Raw genomic sequence first — 22,986 nt, 5'->3', positions numbered from 1 at the left:
GTATCTCCTACTAGCAAAGCCAGTAATTACTGATAAACTTGCATTCAATAAAAAGTTTGTGAGTGAAATGTGGCAATAAAACAATGTTACCACTCCTTCCTTTAACAATAATTTTGAATAACAGCGATGACATTACAACCTGCATATAAGCAAATTCAGTCTTACATTTTACGCAGTATTGATTTAGGTATTTTTAAGCCTGAAACACAAATACCGACAGAATTAGAGCTATGTGCTCAATTCAATGTAAGCCGTATGACCGTGAATAAAGCCATTTCAGAGTTAAGTCAAAAAGGGATCCTACATCGTATTGCGGGCAAAGGCACATTTGTCGCCACTCAAAAACATGAGCTTCCCGTAACAAAAGCGTTTGATATTTTTGATGAGATCTCAACAAGTGGTAATAAATATAGCGGCCACCAGCTGCAACTAAAAATTATTCCCGCATCAGCAGAAATTGCACTACAGCTCGGGATTAGTGAAGGAAGTGATGTGGGCTACTGTAAAGTACTACATTTTGAAAACGATATTCCTTTAATGTTAGAAGAACGCTATGTTAACCACGCCATTGTGCCCGACTTTGTTAAGCAAAAATATGGTGACACTGAAACTCCTAGCGGTTATTTGCAACGCCATTTTCCTGTCAGTGAAATGGAACATACCATTGAAGCTGCATTAGCCACAAAATCTATTGCTCAATCATTATCAATTAAAGAAAACTCACCTTGCTTACAACTTAGCCGTCGCACTTGGACAGGTAACACTCTAATTAGCTATGTTAATATGATCACAGCTGGCTCTCGTTACAAATTAAAATTACATTCTCGAATTGAGAATTAATGCAAAAATAAAAAAATGGGGCAAAATTGCCCCAAAGCGACTGATAAAACAAAAAATATCAAGCACAACTACATCACAATAAATTCGTTTTACATTCCTTGATAAATAGGCCCTTCCCCTCCTTGGGGAGCAGTCCAGGTGATATTTTGTAACGGATCTTTAATGTCACAAGCCTTACAATGCAGGCAGTTTTGCGCATTAATTTGCAGTTTTTCCTCACTTTTATTCCCTACAATTTCATAAACTCCCGCGGGGCAATAACGCGTCTCGGGTGCAGCATATTTCATTAAATTAACTTGGATAGGGACATTAATATCAGCCAGTTTTAAATGGCAAGGTTGTTCCTCTTCATGGTTAGTATTCGATAAAAATACGGAAGAAGACTTATCAAACGTTAATTTACCGTCGGGTTTTGGGTAATCTATCGGTGTAAAACCCTTGGCTTCCTTTATTCCTTCATGATCTGATTGTTTTAATTTCAACGTCCACGGGGTACGCCCCTTTAATAACAGTTGTTCTGCACCAAATAGCATTGAACCAACCACTAACCCTTTTTTCATATAGGGCTTGAAATTGCGTGTTTGATAAAGCTCTTGATATAACCAGCTCTCTTCAAATAGCTGGCGAAATTGCTTTTTAAACTGTAAATAGTCAACCATTCCATTCTGGTTAGCACTGAACCAAGCTTCTGCTGCTAATAACCCACTTTTCACCGCACAATGGGTGCCTTTAATTCGGGCTGCATTAAGAAAACCTGCATCATCACCAATTAACACACCTCCGGGAAAGCTTAGTTCAGGTAACGCGGCTAACCCACCCGCCACCATCGTTCTAGCACCATAGCTGATCCGTTCTCCACCCGATAAGAAATCACTAAAAGCAGCATGGGTTTTTAAGCGTTGAAACTCATCAAACGGTGATAAATACGGATTTTCATAATTTAACCCGACCACCAAACCCACTGCGACTAAGTTATCCCCATAATGATAAGCAAAGCCACCACCATAGGTGTGGTTATCTAGCGGCCAGCCAACAGAATGGACAACTAACCCTGCTTGATGTTGCTCTTTTGGAATTTGCCAAATTTCCTTGATCCCCAAACCATAGGTTTGTTTACCGCTCTCTGTGGCTAAATTAAAATGATTTATCAATTGCTTACCTAGCTGACCACGGCATCCTTCCGCAAAAAAGGTCATTTTTGCCAGTAAATTCATACCCGGTTGGTACATCTGTGTTGGGTTGCCTAATTTATCAAGCCCCATATCTCCAGTTGTGACGCCTATCACTTGGTTTTTATCATCAAATAACACCTCTGTGGCAGCAAAACCGGCAAAAACATCAACACCTAATTCTTCTGCCTCCACGGCTAGTGCAGCACTTATCTCCCCTAAGCTACCAATGAAATTACCATTGTTTTTCAAACAGTTTGGCAATAAAGAGAGGGGTAAATGACTCGCTTTATTTTCTTTTAGCCATAAAAAACGGTCATGACTTACAGGTGTTAAAGAAGCCGAAACCTTTTGCTGCCAATCTGGTAGCAATTCATCGAGAGCACGTGGGTCTATCACTGCACCAGATAAAATATGAGCTCCTATCTGTGCACCTTTATCAATTAAACAAACCGAAATTTCTGTTCCTTTCTTTGCCGCTAGCTGCTTTAAACGTATTGCTGCAGATAACCCCGCGGGCCCACCACCGACAATCAGGACATCGAACTCCATCGATTCCCGCTCGGGAGCCTCGTTTATCTTATCAATCTTGTCGATAGCCATTCGTCCACCTCTTACGCTAATGCTTTGTCAAATTCAGGTAAGATCTCAAACAGATCGCCAACAATGCCATAATCCGCAACTTGGAAAATCGGCGCCTCAGGATCACTATTGATAGCAACGATCACTTTGCTTTCTTTCATTCCTGCAACATGCTGAATTGCCCCCGAAATTCCTACAGCTATGTACAAATCAGGTGCGACAATTTTCCCTGTTTGTCCTACTTGGTAGTCATTTGGCACAAAACCAGCGTCTACCGCAGCACGTGAAGCCCCAACCGCAGCCCCTAGCTTGTCAGCTATCGTTTCCAATAACGCAAAATTTTCACCTGAGCTCAGGCCTCTCCCGCCTGAAATAACCACTTTTGCAGAGCTCAATTCCGCACGGCTAACTTGAGTTAACGATTGGCTTTTTAATTGACTACGCAGCGGTATATCGGCAAGGGAAACCTTCTCTATTTCAGCACTATTTTGCGTTTCATATCCCCCTGAAAATGCCGAACTACGCACCGTAATGACCACTTTCTGGCCATTGTTTTGTACCGTTGCTAACGCATTCCCTGCATAAATAGGTCTAACAAAAGTTTGTGAATCAATAAATTGAGTAATATCTGAAACTTGTGCGATCCCTAACTTTGCAGCAACCCGTGGGGCAATATTTTTACCAAATGTCGTCGCTGGAAACAGTAAATGAGTATATTCTTCTGCAATATTCACCACCGCATGAGCCATCGGTTCTGCAAGTTGGTTTTTAAGGTTATCTGATTGTATTTCTAGGACTTTACTCACGCCTTTTATACTCGCAGCTAGCTGAGCGACCAATTCTGTCTCACTTCCTGCAACTAATAAGTGCAAATGACCACCTGCGGTGAGAAGTTGTTTTGCAGCGTTAATACTATGATAAGTAGAGGTTTTTATTGTTTGATTATCATGCTCGACAACCACTAATACAGATATTTGGCTCATAGGTATTTTCCTCGATTAAATCACTTCTTTCGCTTGTAATGCACTGACTAGCTCTGTCGCACTGCTTAGCAATGTACATTGCCCCGCTCGTTTTTTGGGTTCTGAGACACTAAGTGTTTTAATTTGCCCTAATGGGGTAAAATCCATATCAGTAATATCGATAATATCTAACGTTTTTTTCTTCGCTTTCATGATATTAGGTAAAGTTGCATAACGAGGTTCATTGAGCCGTAAGTCTGTTGTGATGACCGCTGGCAATGGCATTTCTAACGTTTCTAAACCACCGTCAATTTCCCTCGTAACTTGCAGTGATTGCCCTTCAAGCTTAACTTGAGAAGCAAATGTCGCTTGCGGGTAATCCAATAATGCGCTGAGCATTTGGCCTATTTGATTGCAATCATCATCAATAGCTTGTTTGCCTAATAAAATAAGATCTGGCTGTTCCCTTTCTACGATTTGTTGAAGTAAACGCGCTATATCCAGTGGCTCTAGTGTTAACTCCCCAGATCTTTGTACTAAAATCCCACGATCAGCGCCAATCGCCATCGCACTACGTAATGTTTCTTGATAACCAATGTCACCGATGGAAACCACAATCACTTCTGTTGCTTTTCCCGCCTCTTTTAAACGCACAGCTTCTTCGACGGCAATTTCATCAAATGGATTAATTGCCATTTTGACATTCGCCAATTCAACCCCTGAACCATCGGCTTTTACTCTTATTTTGACGTTATGGTCTATCACTCGCTTCACTGCGACTAAAATTTTCATAGCAACTCCTATCCCAATTCTTCAACGATTGGTGGGTATGGTAATGTTCTAAAACCGTTTTTTAGGTTGAGAGAAACCGTAACAGTGATAGTTACACTGCTACTGGCTATCTCAATTTTTACGCTTTTTAATGCTAGTTTTTTATGAAATGGTTATTTTGTTGTCGGTAATATCAACCGATCTGCGACTGACATAGGCCATTTTTTAATCGCAACATAGTAAAGAATACTTGTTGCTACTAAGCCAACAATCCATGAAATATCGACACCACCGAGTTTTTCGACTAAAGGCCCGGTATAAAAACCTGTTGATATAAATGGTAATTGTATTAATACACCGGCAATGTAAGTGAATATCCCGACTTTATTCCAACGCCCATAGCGGCCATTTGGGTTTGCAAGTTCGGGAACGTCGTAGCGACCTTTAGTGACCCAATAGTAGTCAACTAAATTAATTGCACTCCAAGGGGTAAAGAATGCAAGTAAAAACAATAAGAAAGCAGAGAAGAGTTTTAAAAATGAGTGCTGGCCCGCTAACCCAAGTAGTGTTGAAAAACTGACCATTAGAATAATAAAGAACAACCTTTGGCCACGAGAAATTTGGCTTTTCCCACGGAAGCCACACCAAATCGCAGCCATAGACATAAAGCTACCATAGGCATTCAATGCAGTTATTGTCACTTTCCCATAGAAAATACTGATGTATAGCAACGCCGCGATTAAACCTGTGCTGCCTAAGCCCACAATATACGAGACTTCATTACCGGCAAACTTATTGCCAGCAAGCGCTGCGGCAAAAACCCCTAAAATCATTGAGGCTTGCGTACCAATTACTGTGCCTGAACCCACAGCCAAGAAGGCTTTAATTGTCGGGGTTTTAGTCGGTAAATAACGAGAATAGTCCGCAACATAAGGCCCAAATGCAATTTGCCAAGAAGCAGACAATGACATCGCTAATAAAAAGTTCGTCCAGCTAAAATGGCGGTTTTCCAGTAATACCGAAACATCATTCATATAAAATAGACGGAAAAATAGATAAAAGAACGTAATCACGCCGATAACGCTCGCTACTTTCCCTAAAATATGAATGATGCGATAACCACAAATTGTAATGCCGATAATCACCACACCAAAAATAATAATTCCAACCCAATCAGTCACATGTAACAACTGACCAACCGCTTGCCCTGCCAGCACGGTACCACTAGCAGAAAACCCGACATACATCATGCAAACTAATAAAATAGGGATGACGGCACCGTATACGCCAAACTGTACACGACTCGAGATCATTTGTGGTAACCCCAATTTCGGCCCTTGCACCGCATGCAAGGCCATCACCGCACCACCTAATAATTGGCCAATAAACAAGCCAATTAATGACCAGAATACATCTCCGCCAAGCACGACTGCCAAGGCCCCCGTTACAATTGCCGTTATTTGCAAATTAGAACCGAACCAAAGTGTGAATTGGCTCGATAAAGTGCCATGGCGCTCGGACTCTGGAATGTAATCGATGGAACGCGCTTCGATTAAGGGTACATTCTCCTGCCGGTTTTTTTGCCCTGTAGCGATGTCGTTTGAAACTGTCATGGTAACTCCTCTTTAAGCAAGGCTGGCTTAAAGAATGAACCAATTAATCGTAATGGAACCGCAATAACTACAGTTGTAAGGTACAGTTATTAAGCATTACGCTGGGTGATGTTTTATCTGTTATTCACCCTAAATAACTAATTGAAATACATTCTTAAACCTGATTGTTGTTGTGTTTTTAATTCCATGATCCTGTTGTCAGGTAGTGCTTCCTATGGTGCTCCATAAACCAGTAAACGCCTGTCCCGCTTACTCGGCTCAATACTTAAAATAACTTAGTGGGCATCTAAAACGGCACGTGAAATAATAATTTTTTGTATTTCTGATGTGCCCTCAAAAATCCGTAAAATCCGTGCATCACGCACATAACGTTCAAGGGGAAGGTCACGAATATAGCCGTAGCCGCCATGAAGCTGTAAAGCCGCATCCGTTACAAAACCCGCACACTCAGCAGCAAACAATTTCGCCGTAGCGGATTGCAAACTAAAACGCTCCCCTGAATCACGTAATTCCGCAGCTTGCCAGGTCAACATACGAGCCGCCTCCAATTGCGTGTGCATATCCGCAATACGCCATTGAGTTCCTTGGTATGCAGCTAAGGGTTTTTTACCAATTTGGCGTTCTTTTACCCAACCTAAAGCACTTTCCATCGCAGCCCGAGCAATACCGAGTGACGTTGCGGCCACTTCAACACGCCCTTTATCTAAAACTTCCATGGCGGTGTGGAACCCTTTATTTTCCTCTCCCAGTAATGCCGATTCCGGTAGCCAACAATTCAGCGCTAATTCATAAATCGTGCTACCCCTTAATCCCATGGTTTTTTCAGGTTGAGAAAATGCCACACCTTCAGTGCCTTTAGGGATCATAAATGCACTGATGCCACGGGCTCCCGCTTCAACATCGGTTTTAGCATATAACACAATAAAATCAGCCTCTTTGGCGTTTGTGATATAGTGTTTATTTCCTCGAATACGCCATCCGCCATTTTCACGTACAGCCACAGTACGCATATCCGCAGGGTTAGAGCCCGCAGCCGGCTCAGTTAAGCCGAATGCACCTAATAATTCCCCAGCAGCGGCTTTTGGTAACCAATGATTTTTTTGCTCTTCTGTCCCACCAATTAAAATTGAATCTGTCGCCAAAAAATGCGCCGTTAGAGCCGATGACGTCGATGCACAAGCTGCTGCAACCGCTTCCACGACCTTGCTCATCGCCACACTGCCAATACCAAAACCGCCATACTGTTCAGGTAAATTAATTCCCCAACAGCCCATTTCCCCTAACGCTTGTAAACTTTCAGCACAAAAGGTTTCGGTTTCATCGTATCTTTGTGCATTTGGCTGTAAAATGTCATGGCAAACTTTTTCTACCGCATCTACAACCGCTTGTTCCGTTTCATTAATATCAAAACTCATTGCATCGTCTCCGCATTTTTAATTGTTGTTTTCGCTGGTTTATAAACTAAGTTTGCCTCACCTAATTTCGGGGCACGGCGGGTCGAATGAGGTTTATTTCCATTAAAAAAAACCGGTTGAGAAACCAATGGTGTTCCTCCATCATTCAGGTACGTCAGTACTTTCCTCACTTCGGCATGTTCACTTTGTGTGGCTTGGTGCAAATTATGAATGGGTGAAGCAGGAACCCCCGCGTTTAATAATATGTCACATACCTCTTCAACCGTTTTTTGGCGTGTCCAACTTTCGATTTCTTTTCTAAGTTCAGCTTGATACTGCGTTCTGCTTGGGTCATCACCGTAGCGCGGGTCGTGGCATAACTGCGGTTTTTCCATACATTCGCAAAAGCGTTGAAATAGCTTTTCACTCGCAATCGCGATAACGACTAAACCGTCTTTTGCTTGATAGGTATCAAATGGCGTGGATACTGGGTGGCGGTTCCCCACTAAGCTCGGGGCCTTATCATTTGCAAATAAGTTTGAAAGCCCAGTTAACTGCATGCTCAATAAGACATCTACCATCGCCACATCAATATACTGTGCCGCTTCGCCATGACGCTCTCTCGCAAATAGCGCACTGCTTATCGCCCATGACGCAAACATCCCTGCACACACATCGCCAATTGACTCACCGCTACGTGTTGGCCCTGTTTCTGGGAACCCCGTGACACTCATTAGGCCTGACATCGCTTGTGCCACAATGTCATAAGCCGGGTAACTGGCAAGTGGGCTGTTTTGTCCAAACCCTGAAATACTGGCGTAAATTAATTTAGGGTTGTGCTGCTTTAAGCTCTCAAAATCGATACCAAGTCGTTGAGTCACACCAGGGCGAAAGTTTTCAACCACCACATCACTTTCTTTGACTAATTGAAATAAAATTGCTCGGTCTTCATCCGCTTTAAGGTCTAATTCAATACTGCGTTTACCTCGGTTAATCAAACCGTAATAAACACTTTCACCATCAATAAATGGCCCTAAATGGCGGCTGTCATCACCGTGGTTGGGCACTTCAATTTTGATCACTTCAGCACCAAGATCGGCCATCATACCGGTGCAATAAGGACCTGCTAACACACGGCTTAAGTCGATCACTTTGATCCCCGCCAGTGGCCCTTGTCTTTTCTGAGTTAACGCAGCATTCATACTGAATTCCTTATATTCCAGAAAGTTGCCGACCGATTAAGCAGCCGGCAAAGGACATTACTTCACCATCGGCAAGTTCAAGCCTTGCTCTTTCGCACAGTTAATGGCGATGTCATAACCTGCATCTGCATGGCGCATAACGCCCGTTGCAGGGTCATTATGTAAAACGCGCGCTAAACGTTTATCAGCAGCGTCCGTTCCATCACATACAATGACGACGCCTGAATGCTGCGAGAAGCCCATGCCAACACCACCACCATGATGTAAACTGACCCATGTTGCCCCACCTGCGGTATTTAACAGTGCGTTTAATAAAGGCCAGTCTGATACGGCATCAGAGCCATCTTTCATGGATTCCGTTTCACGGTGTGGACTCGCAACAGAGCCTGAATCTAAGTGATCACGACCGATGACAATCGGGCCCTTTAACTCACCACTTTTCACCATTTCGTTGAAAGCACGGCCTAATCTTTCTCTGTCTTTTAAACCGACCCAACAAATACGAGCAGGGAGCCCTTGGAATGCGATACGCTCACGTGCCATATCGAGCCAATTATGTAAGTGTTTGTCATCTGGTAATAATTCTTTTACTTTTTGGTCTGTTTTATAGATATCTTCTGGGTCACCTGATAACGCGACCCAACGGAATGGTCCAACACCTTCACAAAATAATGGGCGGATATAAGCAGGAACAAAACCTGGGAAATCAAAGGCATTGCTAATCCCTTCATCTTTTGCCATTTGGCGAATATTGTTGCCGTAGTCAAAAGCTGCTGAGCCACGTTTTTGCATCGTTAGCATCGCATCTACTTGTACTGCCATGCTTTTTTTCGCAGCTTTGGTCACTTCAGCAGGGGCAGTTTGTTGTTTTTCACGCCATTGGGCGAGTGTCCAGCCCTGTGGTAAGTAGCCATGTACTGGGTCATGAGCACTCGTTTGGTCGGTCACTGAATCAGGGGTGATATTGCGTTTCACCAATTCACTGTAAACATCAGCCGCATTACCTAATAGCCCAACAGAAACGGGTTGGCCATTGGCTTTGGCATCGTCGATATATTGCAATGCTTCATCAAGAGAAGTCGCTTTTTTGTCTACATAACGGGTTCTTAGACGAAAATCGATACGGCTTTCATCGCACTCGACCGCTATCATGCTAAAACCTGCCATAGTTGCGGCTAATGGCTGCGCACCTCCCATCCCTCCAAGTCCACCAGTTAAGATCCAACGCCCTGCGGCGTTGCCATTAAAGTGCTGTTTAGCAAGCGAAACAAAGGTTTCATAGGTGCCTTGAACGATCCCTTGAGAACCAATATAGATCCAAGAGCCGGCCGTCATTTGGCCATACATCATTAGGCCTTTGCGATCTAACTCATTAAAGTGATCCCAATTCGCCCAGTGAGGAACAATATTTGAGTTTGCGATCAACACGCGTGGGGCATCTGGATGGGTAGGGAACACACCAACAGGTTTACCTGATTGCACGAGTAATGTTTGGTCATCTTCCAATGTGGTCAGCACATCTAAAATTTTGTCATAACATTCCCAATCACGTGCTGCACGGCCGATACCGCCATAGACCACCAAGCTTTGAGGGTGCTCAGCAACATCTGGGTCTAAATTATTTTGGATCATTCGGTATACCGCTTCTGTCAGCCAGCTTTTACAGGTTTTCTCACTGCCACGTGGTGCGCGGATCACTCGAGTTGAGTCAGTACGATTTAACATGGTTGTATCCCCTATCATCCATTTTTAATTAACTTAAAATTAACAATTTTATTTATAATAATCTGCGAGATACCCAGTTAGTGGCGATGCACGTGCGTCTTCAAACTAATTAATTGATTATAAATCAACAGATTATTTTTCTATCAACTTGCTCGATACTATCTATTCATTGAGAGCGTTTATCGATGATTTAAATATATATACATTTACTTCACAAAGTATATACATTTAAATTTGAAATTTTGTAGGAAGTGTGAAGGTTGGAATACGAGGGATGTTATACAACAACAAGTAGCTGTATGTTTCTAGAGAGAAAGTTGTATATACATTTGTTTTTGTATATAGAAACAAGCAAATAACAAAATTGAGAGTCGCTTCACAGAACATTGTAACGATGTATAGAAGTAGATGCGCTATTCATTAGCTATTCACGCTTCTTGCAATTATTTCTTCTAAAAACAGGTTATTTTTCCTCCTGTTTAAAATTGGAGAATTTTATGAGCATCAACATTACTAATTTTTTTAATCGGGTAAGAAATTATTTTATCCCAAAAAACAAAAGAAATTTTGATATAAATAAAGTTATTAATTTAAACAGCCTATTGCCATATTTAATTAAAAATAAATCTTGGTTTTATATCACCGAAGAGAAAGAAGCTATTAATTTTGCTAGAAAGCATTACTATTTGCCACTATTCTCATCATCTAAAAAAAATTGCCATATCTCATTCGATAATATATCAAATGAAAATCAAGTAATTAATTTAGAAATAAAACAAGATATAAATCCTTTTTTTGTAATTGAAAATGAAATAAGATCAAGTGGATATATTGAATTAGAAGAATCCCACTTTAAACAAATCGCCTCTGACATACCAAGAATGAATATTCTTATTAAAAATCAAAAAGATAATCCAATAAAACTACAATCCATAATTGATATTAATAAATACCTAGGAAAATTACCGCCTTCACATATATGCCATATTTGTAATATTGCAAATCAAGCCCATTTGGCAGAAGGCACTATTAAAGCCTCGGAAATGATAAGTAAAACCCAATCCGAATTTTTATTTCAAGATCATGGCAAATCATCAATCATGATTAATATTTTAGATAATAATAGCTATCAGGTAAAATCTGAAGGTTACTTTAATTTAATCAATACAAAAACTGGAAAAAAAGTTAATAATTCAGAGGTTATGGCAGTAACGACGACTCATTTTACATTTGATGAACAGGATAAGTTAATTGCTGAAAAACAGGACAAGTTAACACTAAAAATAAAAATTGAAACGAACCCACCACAGCTATCACTCGGCAGCATAGCCAATAGCAATTTAATGATTTAATGATTTAATGATTTAATGATTTAATTAATAATTTTCTAAATCATTCGCGTTGTGGCTAGGCGGCAAAATGAGGATATCTCGGGGAGCATACACAAGTATGTGACCCGAGTAGCCGAATGAAGCCAACAACGCCACAGCGTGAAGGATAACGAAAATTGGGGCAGCATACACAAGTATGTGCCCCAAACAGCCGAATGAAGCCAACAACGCCACAGCGTGAAGGATGACGAAAATTTTAGCCACCGAGATAAGCGCTGCGTACTGCCTCATTAGCTAGCAACGCTTTACCACTGTCTTCCAATACAATATGCCCATTTTCTAGTACATATCCACGGTCTGCGAGCTTCAACGCTTGGTTGGCATTTTGCTCAACAAGGAAAATCGTCATACCTTCTTCACGTAGCTGTTGGATTGTATCGAAAATTTGCATAATGATAATGGGGGCAAGGCCTAGGGATGGCTCATCAAGCAACAACAACTCTGGCTGGCTCATTAAAGCACGGCCTATCGCTAGCATTTGTTGCTCACCACCTGACATCGTTCCTGAACGTTGGCTTCGGCGCTCATATAGCCTTGGAAACAACTTATAAACCCGCTCAATACGTTCTTGGTACTGTTGGCGATCAGCAAAAAAGCCCCCCATTGCGAGGTTTTCTTCCACAGTCATACGAGAAAATACACGCCGCCCTTCTGGTACTAGAGCAATGTCTTCACGCATAATTTTCGAAGTGGGCAATTGAGTGATATCCACGCCTCGGTAAATGACTTGGCCTTCCGATGCTCGTGGATCGCCACAAAGGGTACTGAGCAACGTTGTTTTCCCAGCGCCATTTGCTCCGATTAAGGTCACAATTTCACCTTTTTGGATATTCAAGCTAATCTCATGTAACGCTTGAATTTTTCCATAATGGGTAGAAACTTTTTTAAACTCTAGCATCAGTAAGCTTCCCCCAAATAGGCTTTTATCACATCTGGATGTTGGCGAATCTCACTCGGTGTGCCATTCGCCAATGGCGTTCCTTGATTCACGACATAAATACGATCTGAAATTCCCATGACTAATTTCATATCATGTTCAATTAATAGAATTGAAACATTATGATGAGTACGCAACTCAGCAATTAAGTCATCCAAATCATTGGTTTCTTTAGGGTTAAGACCTGCCGCAGGTTCATCCAGCATTAAAATTTCAGGGCGAGTGACCATACAGCGAGCAATTTCTAACCGACGCTGCTGACCATAGGCTAAATTACCCGCTTGGCGATTTGCAAAGGGGAGTAAATCAACACGCTCAAGCCATTTTACCGCATTATCAAGCGCTTCAGACTCTGCTCGACGAAATGCAGGGGTTTTCAATAACCCAGAAAAAATGCCACTTTTTAAATGTTGATGCTGCGCCACAAGTAAATTTTCAATCACCGTCATTTCTTTAAACAACCGCACATGCTGAAATGTTCGGATAACACCAAGGCGTGCAATCGCCTGCCCGGTCAGTCCCTCAAGATGTTTTTCACGATATAAGATCGTGCCGCTGGTCGGCTTATAAAACCCCGTTAAACAGTTAAAAATGGTGGTTTTACCCGCCCCATTCGGGCCAATCAGTGAAACTATTTCCCCTTGATTAATGGTTAACTCAACATTGTTGACGGCAAGTAACCCACCAAAACGCATTGTTAAGCCATTAACTTGTAGCAAAGGCGTTGTTATATGGCTCATACGCCCTCCCCTTCAGGGACTTTTTTCACCTGCATTTGACGACGTTTCATCGGTAATAGGCCTTGTGGTCGCCAGATCATCATCAGCACCATCAATGCCCCTAATAACAGCATGCTGTATTGGTTAAGGTCACGCATCATTTCCCGTGATACGACTAAGATAATTGCGGCTAAAATCACGGAAGTTTGTGAGCCCATTCCCCCTAAAACGACGATGGCTAACACAAATGCCGACTCCACAAAGGTAAAAGATTCTGGGCTGATAAAGCCTTGTCGTGCGGCAAATAACGTCCCTGCAAATCCCGCAAAGGCCGCACTAATAGTAAATGCGGTTAATTTTATTCGAGTTGGGCTTAGCCCTAATGAGCGACAGGCAATTTCATCTTCGCGTAATGCTTCCCATGCACGACCTAATGGCATACGCAGTAACCGATTGATAACAAATAAGGTTAAAACCACTAATAGTAAAGCGACAAAATACAGGAAGATAATTCGGTCACCCGGGCTGTAATCTAAGCCGAAAAAGTTATGGAAGGTGTCCCAACCCTCTTTCGCGGTACGGCTGAATTCCAAGCCAAAAAAAGTCGGTTTCGGTAATTGGCTGATCCCATTTGGCCCACCCGTGATTTCGGTATTATTCAGTAATAAAATACGAACAATTTCCCCAAAGCCGAGCGTCACTATTGCAAGATAGTCCCCCCGCAACCTTAGAACAGGGAATCCCAATAAAAAACCGGCTAACGCAGCGGTTAACCCTGCAATCGGTAAACTTTCCCAGAAACCAAAACCATAGTAATGATTTAATAAACCAAAAGTATAAGCACCAATGGCATAAAAGCCGGCATACCCAAGAACCAGTAACCCAGATAACCCAACAACCACATTTAACCCTAAGCCTAACATCACATAAATTAATGTCAGGGTGGCAATATCCACGCTTCCGCGAGAAACAATAAACGGCCAAATAATTGCGGCAATAATAATTACAGCTGCAAGAATCTTTTGCTTGGCTGTCGAACCATCAAAATCAGGGATCGCCCACGCCTTTTTAGGAACTCCTTGCCATACTTTATTTAATGTCGGACGAACCAACTGGTAAACAAAGATGACAATAATACCCGCAATGATCCAGTTCCAACGTACAGAATCCCCAACCGTAACAACCAGTTTTGTGCCATCAAGAGCGAGCTGCAACCCCATCATGAACAGTGCCAATACGAAAAAAGTCACTGAAGCCACAATGGCATTAATCCAATTTTCTTTTCTCATACTTTTTCGACCTCCGGGCGTCCCAGAATGCCGGTTGGCATGATTAACAACACACCAATCAATAAACCAAATGACACAACATCTTTATATTCTGTACTTAAATATGCAGAGGTCATCGCTTCTGCAACACCTAAGATTAAACCACCTAACATGGCGCCGGGAATGCTCCCAATTCCCCCTAATACCGCCGCAGTAAATGCTTTCATTCCTGCCATAAAACCAATATAGGGGTTAATCACACCATAAAATTGCCCCAATAGCACACCAGCCACAGCAGCCATTGCAGCACCGATAACAAAGGTCAATGAAATGACGCGATCGGTATTAATGCCTAATAAGCTAGCCATTTTAAGATCTTCTGCACAAGCTCGGCAGGCTCTTCCCATTTTTGAATAGCGAATAAATAGCGTCAAAGCTAACATCGCAAGCACGGTAACCACCCAGATGGTCAATTGCATCTTAGTCACCGTGGCTTCAAAACCATCGCTTTCACCGAGAACCCATTGCCCCGTAATCAAACTGGGTAGGGCTAAATCACGCGAACCTTGTGACAAACTGACATAGTTTTGCAGGAAAATAGACATTCCGATCGCAGAGATCAATGCAATTAATCGCTTAGAATGACGGACCGGCCGATAAGCAACCCGTTCAATACTCCAACCATAGGCACTAGAGACCACAATTGCCGCAATGAAGGCCGCAGCAACAAGGATCCAACCGATATCAATCCCAAGCATCATTAAACCTGCGATCACAATAAAAGAGACATAGCTACCAATCATGTACACTTCACCGTGGGCGAAGTTAATCATCCCAATGATGCCATACACCATCGTATAGCCGATAGCTATCAGTGCATAAGTGCTACCGAGGGTTAAACCATTCAGAAGTTGCTGAATAAAATACAGAATTTGATCTGACATAAGACTATCCTTTCGAACTACTTGTCCTCTATAGAGAACAGAAGCCGGAAGCAAGTGACTTACTTCCGGTTCTTATTCACTATGCTGGAACACTGCTGAGTACTATTTTACAGAGGTGGAAGTCCCATCTTTGTGCCACTCAAATACACCAAACTCAAACCCTTTCAGGTCACCGTTTGGCTGCCAGCTTAATGTTCCCATGACAGTTTCGACCGGATTTGCTTTCAAGTCTTTCACTAAATCTTCAGGCTCGATGCTGCCAGTACGCTCCATTGCCGTCGTTAAACCTTGGATAGCAGCATAAGTTGTCCAAACAAATGGCCCTGTTGGGTCTTCTTTCTTCGCTTTGATGGCATCAACAATCGGTTGGTTAGTCGCGACCTGGTCATAGCGTTTTGGTAAAGTTACCAGCATGCCTTCCGAAGCATCACCTGCAATATTCGATAATGAAGAGTTACCGACGCCTTCAGGCCCCATAAAGCGAATATTCAAGCCAGCTTGTTTAGCTTGGCGTAAGATTTGCCCCATTTCTGGGTAATATCCCCCAAAGTAAACAAAATCCACATTCTCTTTTTTCAATTTTGCGACTAAAGCAGAGAAGTCTTTGTCACCCGCTGTTACCCCTTCAAACATCACTTCTTTAACGCCGGCGTTATTGAGGCTTTCGCGTACAGAACGTGCTAAACCTTCCCCATATTGTTGTTTGTCATGAACAACAGCAATACGGGTTGGTTTGATCTCTTCCATAATAAATTTAGCGGCTGTTGGTCCTTGGTCTGAATCCAAACCTGTTGTACGCAACACCATCTGGTAACCACGCGTGGTTAAATCCGCATTGGTTGCTGCCGGGGTGATCATAATGACGCCTTCATCTTCATAAATATCGGATGCAGGCTGTGTTGAAGAGGAACATAAATGCCCAATAACATGGCGGATACCATCGTTAATGACTTTGTTTGCTACCGCAACCGCTTGTTTTGGGTCGCAAGCATCATCATATTCGACTGCCACTAATGTGTTTCCATTAATGCCACCTTTAGCATTAATATCTGCAATCGCTTGGCGCGCACCTGTAAATTCCATATCACCATATTGAGCCACAGGCCCTGACATCGCGCCAACAACCGCTATTTTAATTTCCTTTGCCCATCCTGCTGAACTGAATGCCATCGCAATACAGCCCGCTAATAATGCTTTATTCATATTCTTCATTTTATCGTCCCCGTCTTCATGGTTCTGAGTGTTTGTGTTTGATTTGTAGTAGATTATTATGGTTGACAGGTACAATGCCTGATATTTCAAAATACAGCGAATAAGGCTATATATTTCATAACATTAAACAAGATAATTATGCTAAATAGCAAATGGATATGGCAGGTTTTTACATTAGAAGCAGAATAAAAAACTGATGTGTTAAAGTAGGTTTTTTGTAAATACTAGTGTTATATTCGGGTTAAATTTAAATTAATCCGAGTGAAATTCGGAAAATTCAGTATCACCAAATTTTTCTCTCTAAAATCAAAAAATCGGTTGTAGATCACTCTGGCAGGATGAGTGACTGCAACTCTTACAGGGAAACAAACAAAATATCATGAGACTCACTATTATCCCGCTGGTCAATCCTACTGAGCAACAATATCTGGACTTACATAAAATCTGGCCTGACCAGAGCCCTTTTGAGCTAGCCAAAATGTGTAAAGCAGGTGAGCAATTTTATGCAGCTCGCTTTAATGACCGCCTTCTTGGCGCAGCAAAAATTACTGTGGATCATAGCACTGCCACTTTGTGGGATTTTTGTGTGCGAGAGGTCACTCGCCGACGAGGTGTAGGATCATATTTATTAGAAGAAATTTGCCAAACAATCCCTGATATTACACTATGGAAATTTGACATTAGTGGGGTTGCCCTGCAAGAAAAAGAAGCAATGCAGCTTTTCTTGTCGGCAAATGGCTTCAATGCCACCGCACAACCTGATATATGGGAAAAACAGCATGAAGTTAAATAAAATTCATCATGTTGCTATTATCGCATCCAATTTTGACGTCAGTAAGGATTTTTATTGCCGTATTTTGGGCTTAAATTTACTTGAAGAACATTACCGTCCAGCAAATAATTCGTGGAAAGCAGACTTAGCTTTTGGTGAGCATTACCAAATTGAGTTATTCAGTTTTGTTAATCCACCAGCGAGACTAAGTTACCCCGAAGCCACAGGGCTACGTCATTTAGCCTTCGGTGTCGATGATTTAGATAAATGGGTCGCTTATTTAACTGAACAAGGTGTGGCTTGTGAAGCAATACGGGTTGACCCCTACACGCAAAAGCGTTTTACATTTTTCACAGATCCAGATGGCTTACCGCTAGAGTTATACAGTGATTAATTGAACAATTAAAAATGTAAAAGTAGAAATGATTATCTGCATTTATCCACCTCTTAACAGGCAATAAATGCAGATAATTTTAGTGAGCAACGAATTAGCCAGTAATAAATTACATTTCGCTGTCTTCGTCTTCTTCCATCGCCAAACGTAACTTCTTCATGGCGTTCTTTTCAAGCTGACGAACGCGTTCTGCAGAAACGCCGTATTTATCAGCAAGTTCTTGCAACGTTGTTTTGTTGTCATCGTCTAACCAACGAGCTCGGATGATATCCTGACTACGCTCGTCCAAAGAGTCTAGTGCATCTGCTAAGCGATCAGTTGCATGGCTTTCCCAATTATCATCTTCAATTGAGCCAGCAAAGTCTGATGCTTTGTCTTGTAAGTATAAGACTGGGGCTACCGGACCACCAAAATCACTGCTGTCATCGTCATCTGACATATCAAATGCCATATCTTGTGCAGCCATACGTGATTCCATCTCACGCACATCTTTAGTACTTACCCCTAACTCTTGGGCAACCATATCGACTTCGTCCTGGTTAAACCAACCAAGACGTTTTTTATTCTTTCTTAAATTAAAGAATAACTTACGCTGCGATTTTGTCGTCGCGACTTTCACAATACGCCAGTTACGTAAAACGTATTCATGAATTTCAGCTTTGATCCAGTGAACCGCAAAGGAAACAAGGCGAACGCCAACTTCAGGATTGAAACGACGCACCGCTTTCATCAGGCCGATATTACCTTCCTGAATTAAATCAGCTTGCGGTAAACCATACCCTGCATAACTACGAGCAACATGAATAACAAAGCGCAAATGCGATAAGATCAGTTGCTTTGCAGCATCCAGATCACCATGGTAATGCAGCCGTTCAGCGAGTTCCTTTTCTTCCTCAGCGGTAAGCATCGGGTAAGAGTTAGCCGCCCGAACGTAGGCTTCAATACTCCCCTGTGGAACAAGAGCTAATGATTGCATGTCTTTGGTCATTCAGATCCTCAATAAAATAATAGAAAACAGATTAGTTTGTATTGATAACCGCATTGGTTAACCATGAGGCAAACACTTTTAGTCTACCAGTTTAACCGCGTTAAATAAATTATATACAAAATTTGTTAACAGTAGGTCAATGTAGGACAAAACAATTCAGACTAAGTTCATTTTTAACGCAAATTTGCAATGGAATCAAAGAGTCATGATATAATTAAATCATGACTCTTTAATAAAAATGATGAGAAAACAACTCGTTACTCAGGTGTAAAGTGTCGTAAATGTTGAAGTGTTGCTAACCATGCTGCTATCCAACCAACCATAGCCGATAACAATAGAATCAATAAAGACTCTTCCCATAACAACCCTTCAATCTGAAATTGTGTACCAAACACACTGGCTACTTTTGCAACACCGTCTGCTAACTGCCAAACAAGTAGAAAGGTCATAATCAAGGAAATAATGGCACCTAATGCGCCCAAGACAAGGCCACCATTTAAAAATGGCCTCATGATAAACCCATCGGTAGCACCAATTAACTTCATCACATTGATTGTATCACGGCGAGCAAAAATATTGAGCCGTACGCTATTTCCTATCACAAGGAACAGTGACACAATCATTAAAATCCCAATGACAGAAGCAACTTTCCCCACCAAACCTGTTAGTGCGGCTAACCGTGCAAACCAGCTATCATCCATGCGAACTTCTTCAATGCCATCGACTTGGCTAACCCTATCACGCAGTGTTGTTAATACATCAGAACCTTCAAAATCAATTTTAGGCGTAATTATGGCCACCGCAGGCAGTGGGTTCTCCTCTAGCATGTCGAGCGCAGTACTAAAACCAGACCAACTGCGAAACTCACTCATGGCTTGGTCACGTGAAAGATAATTCACATGGTCAACCCCATCAAGCGCTTGCAACTGCGTTACCACATTTTGCCCACCTTGTTCATCAAGAGATTTATCCAAATAAACAGTGAGTTGTGGTGTTGGGTACCATTGCTCCGCAGCTTGCGAAACATTTTTCCACACAATATAGCAAAGACTCGGTAACGTGAGTGAAATGGCAATAACCATGATAGTCAAAAAGGTGGCTAAAGGCTGTCTAAGCATATCAGCGAGCGCATTCAACCACGAATAACGCCACTGCTCTTTCCAACCGCCTTTTAATGCTTTACTTTTCGATTGCTTGGCTCGTTCCGGCTTACTTTTTCGGACATTCTTAGCCATGTTGACCTCCAAGCATACGGCCTTCACTTAATGTAAGAACACGGTAGTTACGGCGCTCAATCAATGCAATATCATGGGTTGCCATTAAAACGGTCACCCCTACACGGTTGAACTCTTCGAATAAACGCATTATCCCTTCTGACAATTCACCATCAAGGTTACCTGTTGGTTCATCCGCTAATAACATCGTTGGCTTATTCACTACCGCTCGGGCAATACCGACACGCTGTTGCTCCCCACCAGATAACTGAATTGGAAAGTTTTTAGCTTTGTCCAATAACCCGACTTTATCTAATGCCGCAGAAACTCGGCGACGAATATCTTCGGTACTGGCACCAGAAATGATTAGCGGCATTGCGACATTGTCATATACCGTTCGATCAAAAAGCAGGTGGTGATCCTGAAAAATCATCCCGATCTGCCGACGCAGAAACGGGATCTCTCGATTTTTCAAGCGGCTGATATCATGACCATTGAATAAAATATGACCCGCACTTGGGCGTTCAATACCACAAATCAGTTTAAGTAATGTACTTTTACCTGCGCCTGAATGGCCTGTTAGAAATGCCATTTCTCCAGGTTGAAGATGAAAATCAACCCCTTGGAGTGCTTGGCGGCCACCGCGATAAGCTTTACTAACGTGTTCAAAGCGAATCATCGAAAATTATTCCTCTCGGGCAAATAGAGCCTCGATAAAGTCATCTGCTTTAAATGGACGTAAATCTTCAATACCCTCACCAATACCAATATAACGAATTGGAATACCAAATTGGTCGGCAATAGAGAAAATTACGCCACCTTTTGCTGTGCCATCGAGTTTAGTCAATGTGATACCTGTTAGACCGACCGCATCATCAAAAAGTTTTGCCTGACTTACCGCATTTTGTCCAGTACTTGCATCTAGCGTTAACATAATTTCATGGGGAGCATTTTCATCGAGTTTTTTCATTACCCGAACAATTTTTTTCAACTCTTCCATCAAGTGCGATTTATTTTGTAAACGTCCAGCGGTATCTGCAATTAAAACATCAACCCCTTTCGCTTGTGCTGATTGAATCGCATCAAAAATAACAGATGCAGGGTCTGCACCAGTATGTTGGGCTACCACAGGGATCTTATTACGCTCACCCCATACTTGAAGTTGCTCAACGGCTGCTGCACGGAAAGTGTCCCCCGCGGCTAACATGACGCTTTTTCCTTCCGACTGATATTGACGTGCTAATTTACCAATTGTAGTCGTTTTCCCGACCCCATTAACACCAACCATAAGAATAACATAGGGTTTTTTATCTTCAATCACGAGTGGTTTATCCACTTTCGCTAAAATATCAGACATTTCCTCACGCAATTTGCCATATAACGCTTCTGCATCCTTGAGTTCTTTACGGCTTGCATGTGCCGTTAAGTTATCAATGATTTTACGAGTGGTATCAACCCCGACATCGGCAATCAATAGCTGTTCTTCTAGCTCTTCAAATAAGTCATCATCAATTTTTTTACCTGAAAACAGCCCAAAAAAACCTGAACCTAAATTCTGGCGAGTTTTTAATAACCCTTTCTTTAGCCTAGCAAAGAAACCTTCTTTTTTAGGTTTTTCTTGCTCTGTTGGTGAATTATTTTTTTCTTCTTCTAAACGTAAGCGCTCAGCTTCAGCTTCTTCCTCTGCAATTCTCGCTTCTTCTGCTGCTTGGTGCTCACGTTCCGCTTGTTCTTCGGCTAAACGGGCTTCTTCGGCTGCTTGACGTTCGCGTTCGGCTTGTTCTTCCGCTAAACGTGCTGCTTCTGCTGCTTGGCGCTCGCGTTCGGCTTGTTCTTCCGCTAAACGTGCCGCTTCTGCTGCTTGGCGCTCGCGTTCAGCCTGTTCTTCGGCTAAGCGTGCCGCTTCTGCTGCTTGGCGCTCGCGTTCAGCCTGTTCTTCGGCTAAGCGTGCCGCTTCTGCTGCTTGGCGTTCGCGTTCTGCTTGTTCTTCGGCTAAACGTGCCGCTTCTGCTGCTTGGCGTTCACGTTCCGCTTGTTCTTCGGCTAAACGTGCGACTTCTGCTGCTTGGCGCTCACGTTCCGCGTGTTCTTCGGCTGCTTGAATGACAGCTAACTCCGCCTGACGGCGTTGCTCTTCGGCCTCCTCTGCCGCTTGAATCGCAGCTAGCTCAAGCTGACGCTGACGTTCCATTTCTTCTTCAGCAATACGCATTGCTTCAGCTTCTTGACGCTCACGCTCAGCTTTTTCTTCCGCTAGTTTTTTCTCTTGGGCTTCCTGACGCGCTTGTTCTGCTTGCTCTTGGGCGGCTTGGAGTTCTGCTAGTTTCGCTTCTCGCTCACGTTCTGCTTGCTCTGTTGCTGCCTCAATCTCAGCTTGCAGTGCTTCATACTGACGTTCAGCTTCGTCTTCAGCGGCTTTAATCGCGGCTTGCTCTGCTTGATGTTGGCGTTCTACTTCGGCTGTTGCGGCATCTACCGCAGCTTCATGGGTTGATTGTTTTTCAACGTCCTTGACTATATCATTATCATTCTGTTGAGCTTCTTGTTGCTGGGTTTCTTCTTCATTTTTACGCCCAAACCCCAACCATGAGAAAAAACCTTTTTTCTTGTCTTTAGCCATTTGCCACTACACTCCTCGCGGTAAAAATATGGCACTCGATAATCAAATCGCAATAAAATTATATGCAGTCTACCATTTCATCGCTCAGCAACACATATCTGAAAGAAAAATCCTGCCAATTTAATCTGAATTTTCGTGTTAAAACTGTGAAAATGAAGCACTATAATTGAAATACAGCCAATCAGAGATAACAACACTGCAACTTATCGCCTGACAGGTATACAATAGTAACAATCAAATTTAAGTACATAAACCCGTTAAGCAACAAT

20 protein-coding genes are annotated in these 22,986 nt (G+C 42.4%); 4 read left to right on the top strand and 16 right to left on the bottom strand.

Going from position 1 to position 22,986, the window contains the following annotated elements:
- Positions 1-126: 126 nt before the first annotated feature.
- The gene (locus PSE83_RS17180) at positions 127-840 is read left to right on the top strand and encodes a UTRA domain-containing protein (RefSeq protein ID WP_004258469.1); all 714 of its coding nucleotides are present in this window, start codon (positions 127-129) and stop codon (positions 838-840) included.
- Between the two features lie 89 nt (positions 841-929).
- Here PSE83_RS17180 and PSE83_RS17175 read toward each other — a convergent pair whose 3' ends face one another.
- The 7 genes from PSE83_RS17175 to hutU all read right to left on the bottom strand — a co-directional run bounded on the left by PSE83_RS17175 (position 930) and on the right by hutU (position 10,258).
- Positions 930-2,612 carry an electron transfer flavoprotein-ubiquinone oxidoreductase gene (locus PSE83_RS17175; protein WP_164565532.1) on the bottom strand — a complete coding sequence of 561 codons (1,683 nt, stop codon included), beginning with the start codon at positions 2,610-2,612 and terminating at the stop codon, positions 930-932.
- 11 nt (positions 2,613-2,623) lie between these two features.
- Complete coding sequence (locus PSE83_RS17170; protein WP_136135047.1) at positions 2,624-3,574, bottom strand: electron transfer flavoprotein subunit alpha/FixB family protein; 951 nt, start codon at positions 3,572-3,574, stop codon at positions 2,624-2,626.
- A 15-nt stretch (positions 3,575-3,589) separates the two neighbouring features.
- Positions 3,590-4,345 (bottom strand): electron transfer flavoprotein subunit beta/FixA family protein, encoded by a 756-nt coding sequence (locus PSE83_RS17165; protein WP_164456037.1) that lies wholly within the window; start codon positions 4,343-4,345, stop codon positions 3,590-3,592.
- A 152-nt stretch (positions 4,346-4,497) separates the two neighbouring features.
- Positions 4,498-5,937: a purine-cytosine permease family protein gene (locus PSE83_RS17160; RefSeq protein WP_096864389.1), complete on the bottom strand. Its 1,440-nt coding sequence runs from the start codon at positions 5,935-5,937 to the stop codon at positions 4,498-4,500.
- Positions 5,938-6,212: 275 nt separating this feature from the next.
- Positions 6,213-7,352, bottom strand: a complete 1,140-nt coding sequence (locus PSE83_RS17155) for an acyl-CoA dehydrogenase family protein (RefSeq protein ID WP_004258492.1) — start codon at positions 7,350-7,352, stop codon at positions 6,213-6,215.
- Positions 7,349-8,533: a CaiB/BaiF CoA transferase family protein gene (locus PSE83_RS17150; RefSeq protein ID WP_164560888.1), complete on the bottom strand. Its 1,185-nt coding sequence runs from the start codon at positions 8,531-8,533 to the stop codon at positions 7,349-7,351. The genes PSE83_RS17155 and PSE83_RS17150 overlap by 4 nt, the downstream gene beginning before the upstream one ends.
- 57 nt (positions 8,534-8,590) lie before the next feature.
- Positions 8,591-10,258 (bottom strand): urocanate hydratase, encoded by a 1,668-nt coding sequence (gene hutU / locus PSE83_RS17145; RefSeq protein WP_036958037.1) that lies wholly within the window; start codon positions 10,256-10,258, stop codon positions 8,591-8,593.
- Positions 10,259-10,755: 497 nt separating this feature from the next.
- On the opposite strand from hutU, the gene PSE83_RS17140 reads away from it, so the two are divergent.
- A complete protein-coding gene (locus PSE83_RS17140) occupies positions 10,756-11,610 on the top strand; it encodes a hypothetical protein (RefSeq protein WP_272661002.1) in 855 nt (284 codons plus the stop codon).
- Positions 11,611-11,845: 235 nt separating this feature from the next.
- On the opposite strand, the gene livF is transcribed toward PSE83_RS17140, so the two are convergent.
- From livF to PSE83_RS17115, 5 genes are all read right to left on the bottom strand, one after another.
- The gene (livF, locus tag PSE83_RS17135) at positions 11,846-12,547 is read right to left on the bottom strand and encodes a high-affinity branched-chain amino acid ABC transporter ATP-binding protein LivF (RefSeq protein ID WP_004258508.1); all 702 of its coding nucleotides are present in this window, start codon (positions 12,545-12,547) and stop codon (positions 11,846-11,848) included.
- The gene (gene livG / locus PSE83_RS17130) at positions 12,547-13,326 is read right to left on the bottom strand and encodes a high-affinity branched-chain amino acid ABC transporter ATP-binding protein LivG (RefSeq protein WP_004258513.1); all 780 of its coding nucleotides are present in this window, start codon (positions 13,324-13,326) and stop codon (positions 12,547-12,549) included. Before livG ends, livF begins: the two co-directional genes overlap by 1 nt.
- Positions 13,323-14,594 carry a high-affinity branched-chain amino acid ABC transporter permease LivM gene (locus tag PSE83_RS17125; RefSeq protein WP_115167939.1) on the bottom strand — a complete coding sequence of 424 codons (1,272 nt, stop codon included), beginning with the start codon at positions 14,592-14,594 and terminating at the stop codon, positions 13,323-13,325. Before PSE83_RS17125 ends, livG begins: the two co-directional genes overlap by 4 nt.
- Positions 14,591-15,517, bottom strand: coding sequence for a high-affinity branched-chain amino acid ABC transporter permease LivH (livH, locus tag PSE83_RS17120; RefSeq protein ID WP_004258523.1), 927 nt, complete (start codon positions 15,515-15,517; stop codon positions 14,591-14,593). Before livH ends, PSE83_RS17125 begins: the two co-directional genes overlap by 4 nt.
- Before the next feature lie 102 nt (positions 15,518-15,619).
- A complete protein-coding gene (locus PSE83_RS17115) occupies positions 15,620-16,729 on the bottom strand; it encodes a branched-chain amino acid ABC transporter substrate-binding protein (RefSeq protein ID WP_004258526.1) in 1,110 nt (369 codons plus the stop codon).
- Between the two features lie 379 nt (positions 16,730-17,108).
- Between PSE83_RS17115 and panM the strand changes: the two genes are divergently transcribed.
- Both panM and gloA2 read left to right on the top strand, forming a co-directional pair.
- Positions 17,109-17,522 carry an aspartate 1-decarboxylase autocleavage activator PanM gene (gene panM, locus PSE83_RS17110; RefSeq protein ID WP_004258529.1) on the top strand — a complete coding sequence of 138 codons (414 nt, stop codon included), beginning with the start codon at positions 17,109-17,111 and terminating at the stop codon, positions 17,520-17,522.
- Positions 17,509-17,895: an SMU1112c/YaeR family gloxylase I-like metalloprotein gene (gloA2, locus tag PSE83_RS17105; RefSeq protein ID WP_004258531.1), complete on the top strand. Its 387-nt coding sequence runs from the start codon at positions 17,509-17,511 to the stop codon at positions 17,893-17,895. The genes panM and gloA2 overlap by 14 nt, the downstream gene beginning before the upstream one ends.
- A 109-nt stretch (positions 17,896-18,004) precedes the next feature.
- Here gloA2 and rpoH read toward each other — a convergent pair whose 3' ends face one another.
- The 4 genes from rpoH to ftsY form a co-directional block, all read right to left on the bottom strand.
- Complete coding sequence (rpoH, locus tag PSE83_RS17100) at positions 18,005-18,883, bottom strand: RNA polymerase sigma factor RpoH (RefSeq protein ID WP_004258535.1); 879 nt, start codon at positions 18,881-18,883, stop codon at positions 18,005-18,007.
- Positions 18,884-19,140: 257 nt separating this feature from the next.
- On the bottom strand, positions 19,141-20,118 hold the full coding sequence (gene ftsX / locus PSE83_RS17095) for a permease-like cell division protein FtsX (RefSeq protein ID WP_004258540.1): 978 nt from the start codon (positions 20,116-20,118) through the stop codon (positions 19,141-19,143).
- Positions 20,111-20,776, bottom strand: a complete 666-nt coding sequence (gene ftsE, locus PSE83_RS17090; protein ID WP_004258545.1) for a cell division ATP-binding protein FtsE — start codon at positions 20,774-20,776, stop codon at positions 20,111-20,113. The genes ftsX and ftsE overlap by 8 nt, the downstream gene beginning before the upstream one ends.
- Positions 20,777-20,782: 6 nt before the next feature.
- A complete protein-coding gene (gene ftsY, locus PSE83_RS17085) occupies positions 20,783-22,717 on the bottom strand; it encodes a signal recognition particle-docking protein FtsY (RefSeq protein WP_164560887.1) in 1,935 nt (644 codons plus the stop codon).
- Between the last annotated feature and the right edge of the window lie 269 nt (positions 22,718-22,986).

Source organism: Providencia sp. PROV150, assembly GCF_028481025.1.
Lineage (GTDB): Bacteria > Pseudomonadota > Gammaproteobacteria > Enterobacterales > Enterobacteriaceae > Providencia > Providencia hangzhouensis.
This window is presented reverse-complemented; position numbering and strand designations above follow the sequence as displayed.

What these genes read in the sequence shown, in the direction of transcription:
- ftsY (WP_164560887.1), bottom strand. Translation starts at nt 22,717, where the DNA reads ATGGCTAAAGACAAGAAAAAAGGTTTTTTCTCATGGTTGGGGTTTGGG.
- livH (WP_004258523.1), bottom strand. Translation starts at nt 15,517, where the DNA reads ATGTCAGATCAAATTCTGTATTTTATTCAGCAACTTCTGAATGGTTTA.
- PSE83_RS17140 (WP_272661002.1), top strand. Translation starts at nt 10,756, where the DNA reads ATGAGCATCAACATTACTAATTTTTTTAATCGGGTAAGAAATTATTTT.
- livG (WP_004258513.1), bottom strand. Translation starts at nt 13,326, where the DNA reads ATGAGCCATATAACAACGCCTTTGCTACAAGTTAATGGCTTAACAATG.
- PSE83_RS17125 (WP_115167939.1), bottom strand. Translation starts at nt 14,594, where the DNA reads ATGAGAAAAGAAAATTGGATTAATGCCATTGTGGCTTCAGTGACTTTT.
- PSE83_RS17115 (WP_004258526.1), bottom strand. Translation starts at nt 16,729, where the DNA reads ATGAAGAATATGAATAAAGCATTATTAGCGGGCTGTATTGCGATGGCA.
- ftsE (WP_004258545.1), bottom strand. Translation starts at nt 20,776, where the DNA reads ATGATTCGCTTTGAACACGTTAGTAAAGCTTATCGCGGTGGCCGCCAA.
- PSE83_RS17160 (WP_096864389.1), bottom strand. Translation starts at nt 5,937, where the DNA reads ATGACAGTTTCAAACGACATCGCTACAGGGCAAAAAAACCGGCAGGAG.
- PSE83_RS17155 (WP_004258492.1), bottom strand. Translation starts at nt 7,352, where the DNA reads ATGAGTTTTGATATTAATGAAACGGAACAAGCGGTTGTAGATGCGGTA.
- hutU (WP_036958037.1), bottom strand. Translation starts at nt 10,258, where the DNA reads ATGTTAAATCGTACTGACTCAACTCGAGTGATCCGCGCACCACGTGGC.
- livF (WP_004258508.1), bottom strand. Translation starts at nt 12,547, where the DNA reads ATGCTAGAGTTTAAAAAAGTTTCTACCCATTATGGAAAAATTCAAGCG.
- rpoH (WP_004258535.1), bottom strand. Translation starts at nt 18,883, where the DNA reads ATGACCAAAGACATGCAATCATTAGCTCTTGTTCCACAGGGGAGTATT.
- panM (WP_004258529.1), top strand. Translation starts at nt 17,109, where the DNA reads ATGAGACTCACTATTATCCCGCTGGTCAATCCTACTGAGCAACAATAT.
- PSE83_RS17175 (WP_164565532.1), bottom strand. Translation starts at nt 2,612, where the DNA reads ATGGCTATCGACAAGATTGATAAGATAAACGAGGCTCCCGAGCGGGAA.
- PSE83_RS17180 (WP_004258469.1), top strand. Translation starts at nt 127, where the DNA reads ATGACATTACAACCTGCATATAAGCAAATTCAGTCTTACATTTTACGC.
- PSE83_RS17150 (WP_164560888.1), bottom strand. Translation starts at nt 8,533, where the DNA reads ATGAATGCTGCGTTAACTCAGAAAAGACAAGGGCCACTGGCGGGGATC.
- ftsX (WP_004258540.1), bottom strand. Translation starts at nt 20,118, where the DNA reads ATGGCTAAGAATGTCCGAAAAAGTAAGCCGGAACGAGCCAAGCAATCG.
- gloA2 (WP_004258531.1), top strand. Translation starts at nt 17,509, where the DNA reads ATGAAGTTAAATAAAATTCATCATGTTGCTATTATCGCATCCAATTTT.
- PSE83_RS17165 (WP_164456037.1), bottom strand. Translation starts at nt 4,345, where the DNA reads ATGAAAATTTTAGTCGCAGTGAAGCGAGTGATAGACCATAACGTCAAA.
- PSE83_RS17170 (WP_136135047.1), bottom strand. Translation starts at nt 3,574, where the DNA reads ATGAGCCAAATATCTGTATTAGTGGTTGTCGAGCATGATAATCAAACA.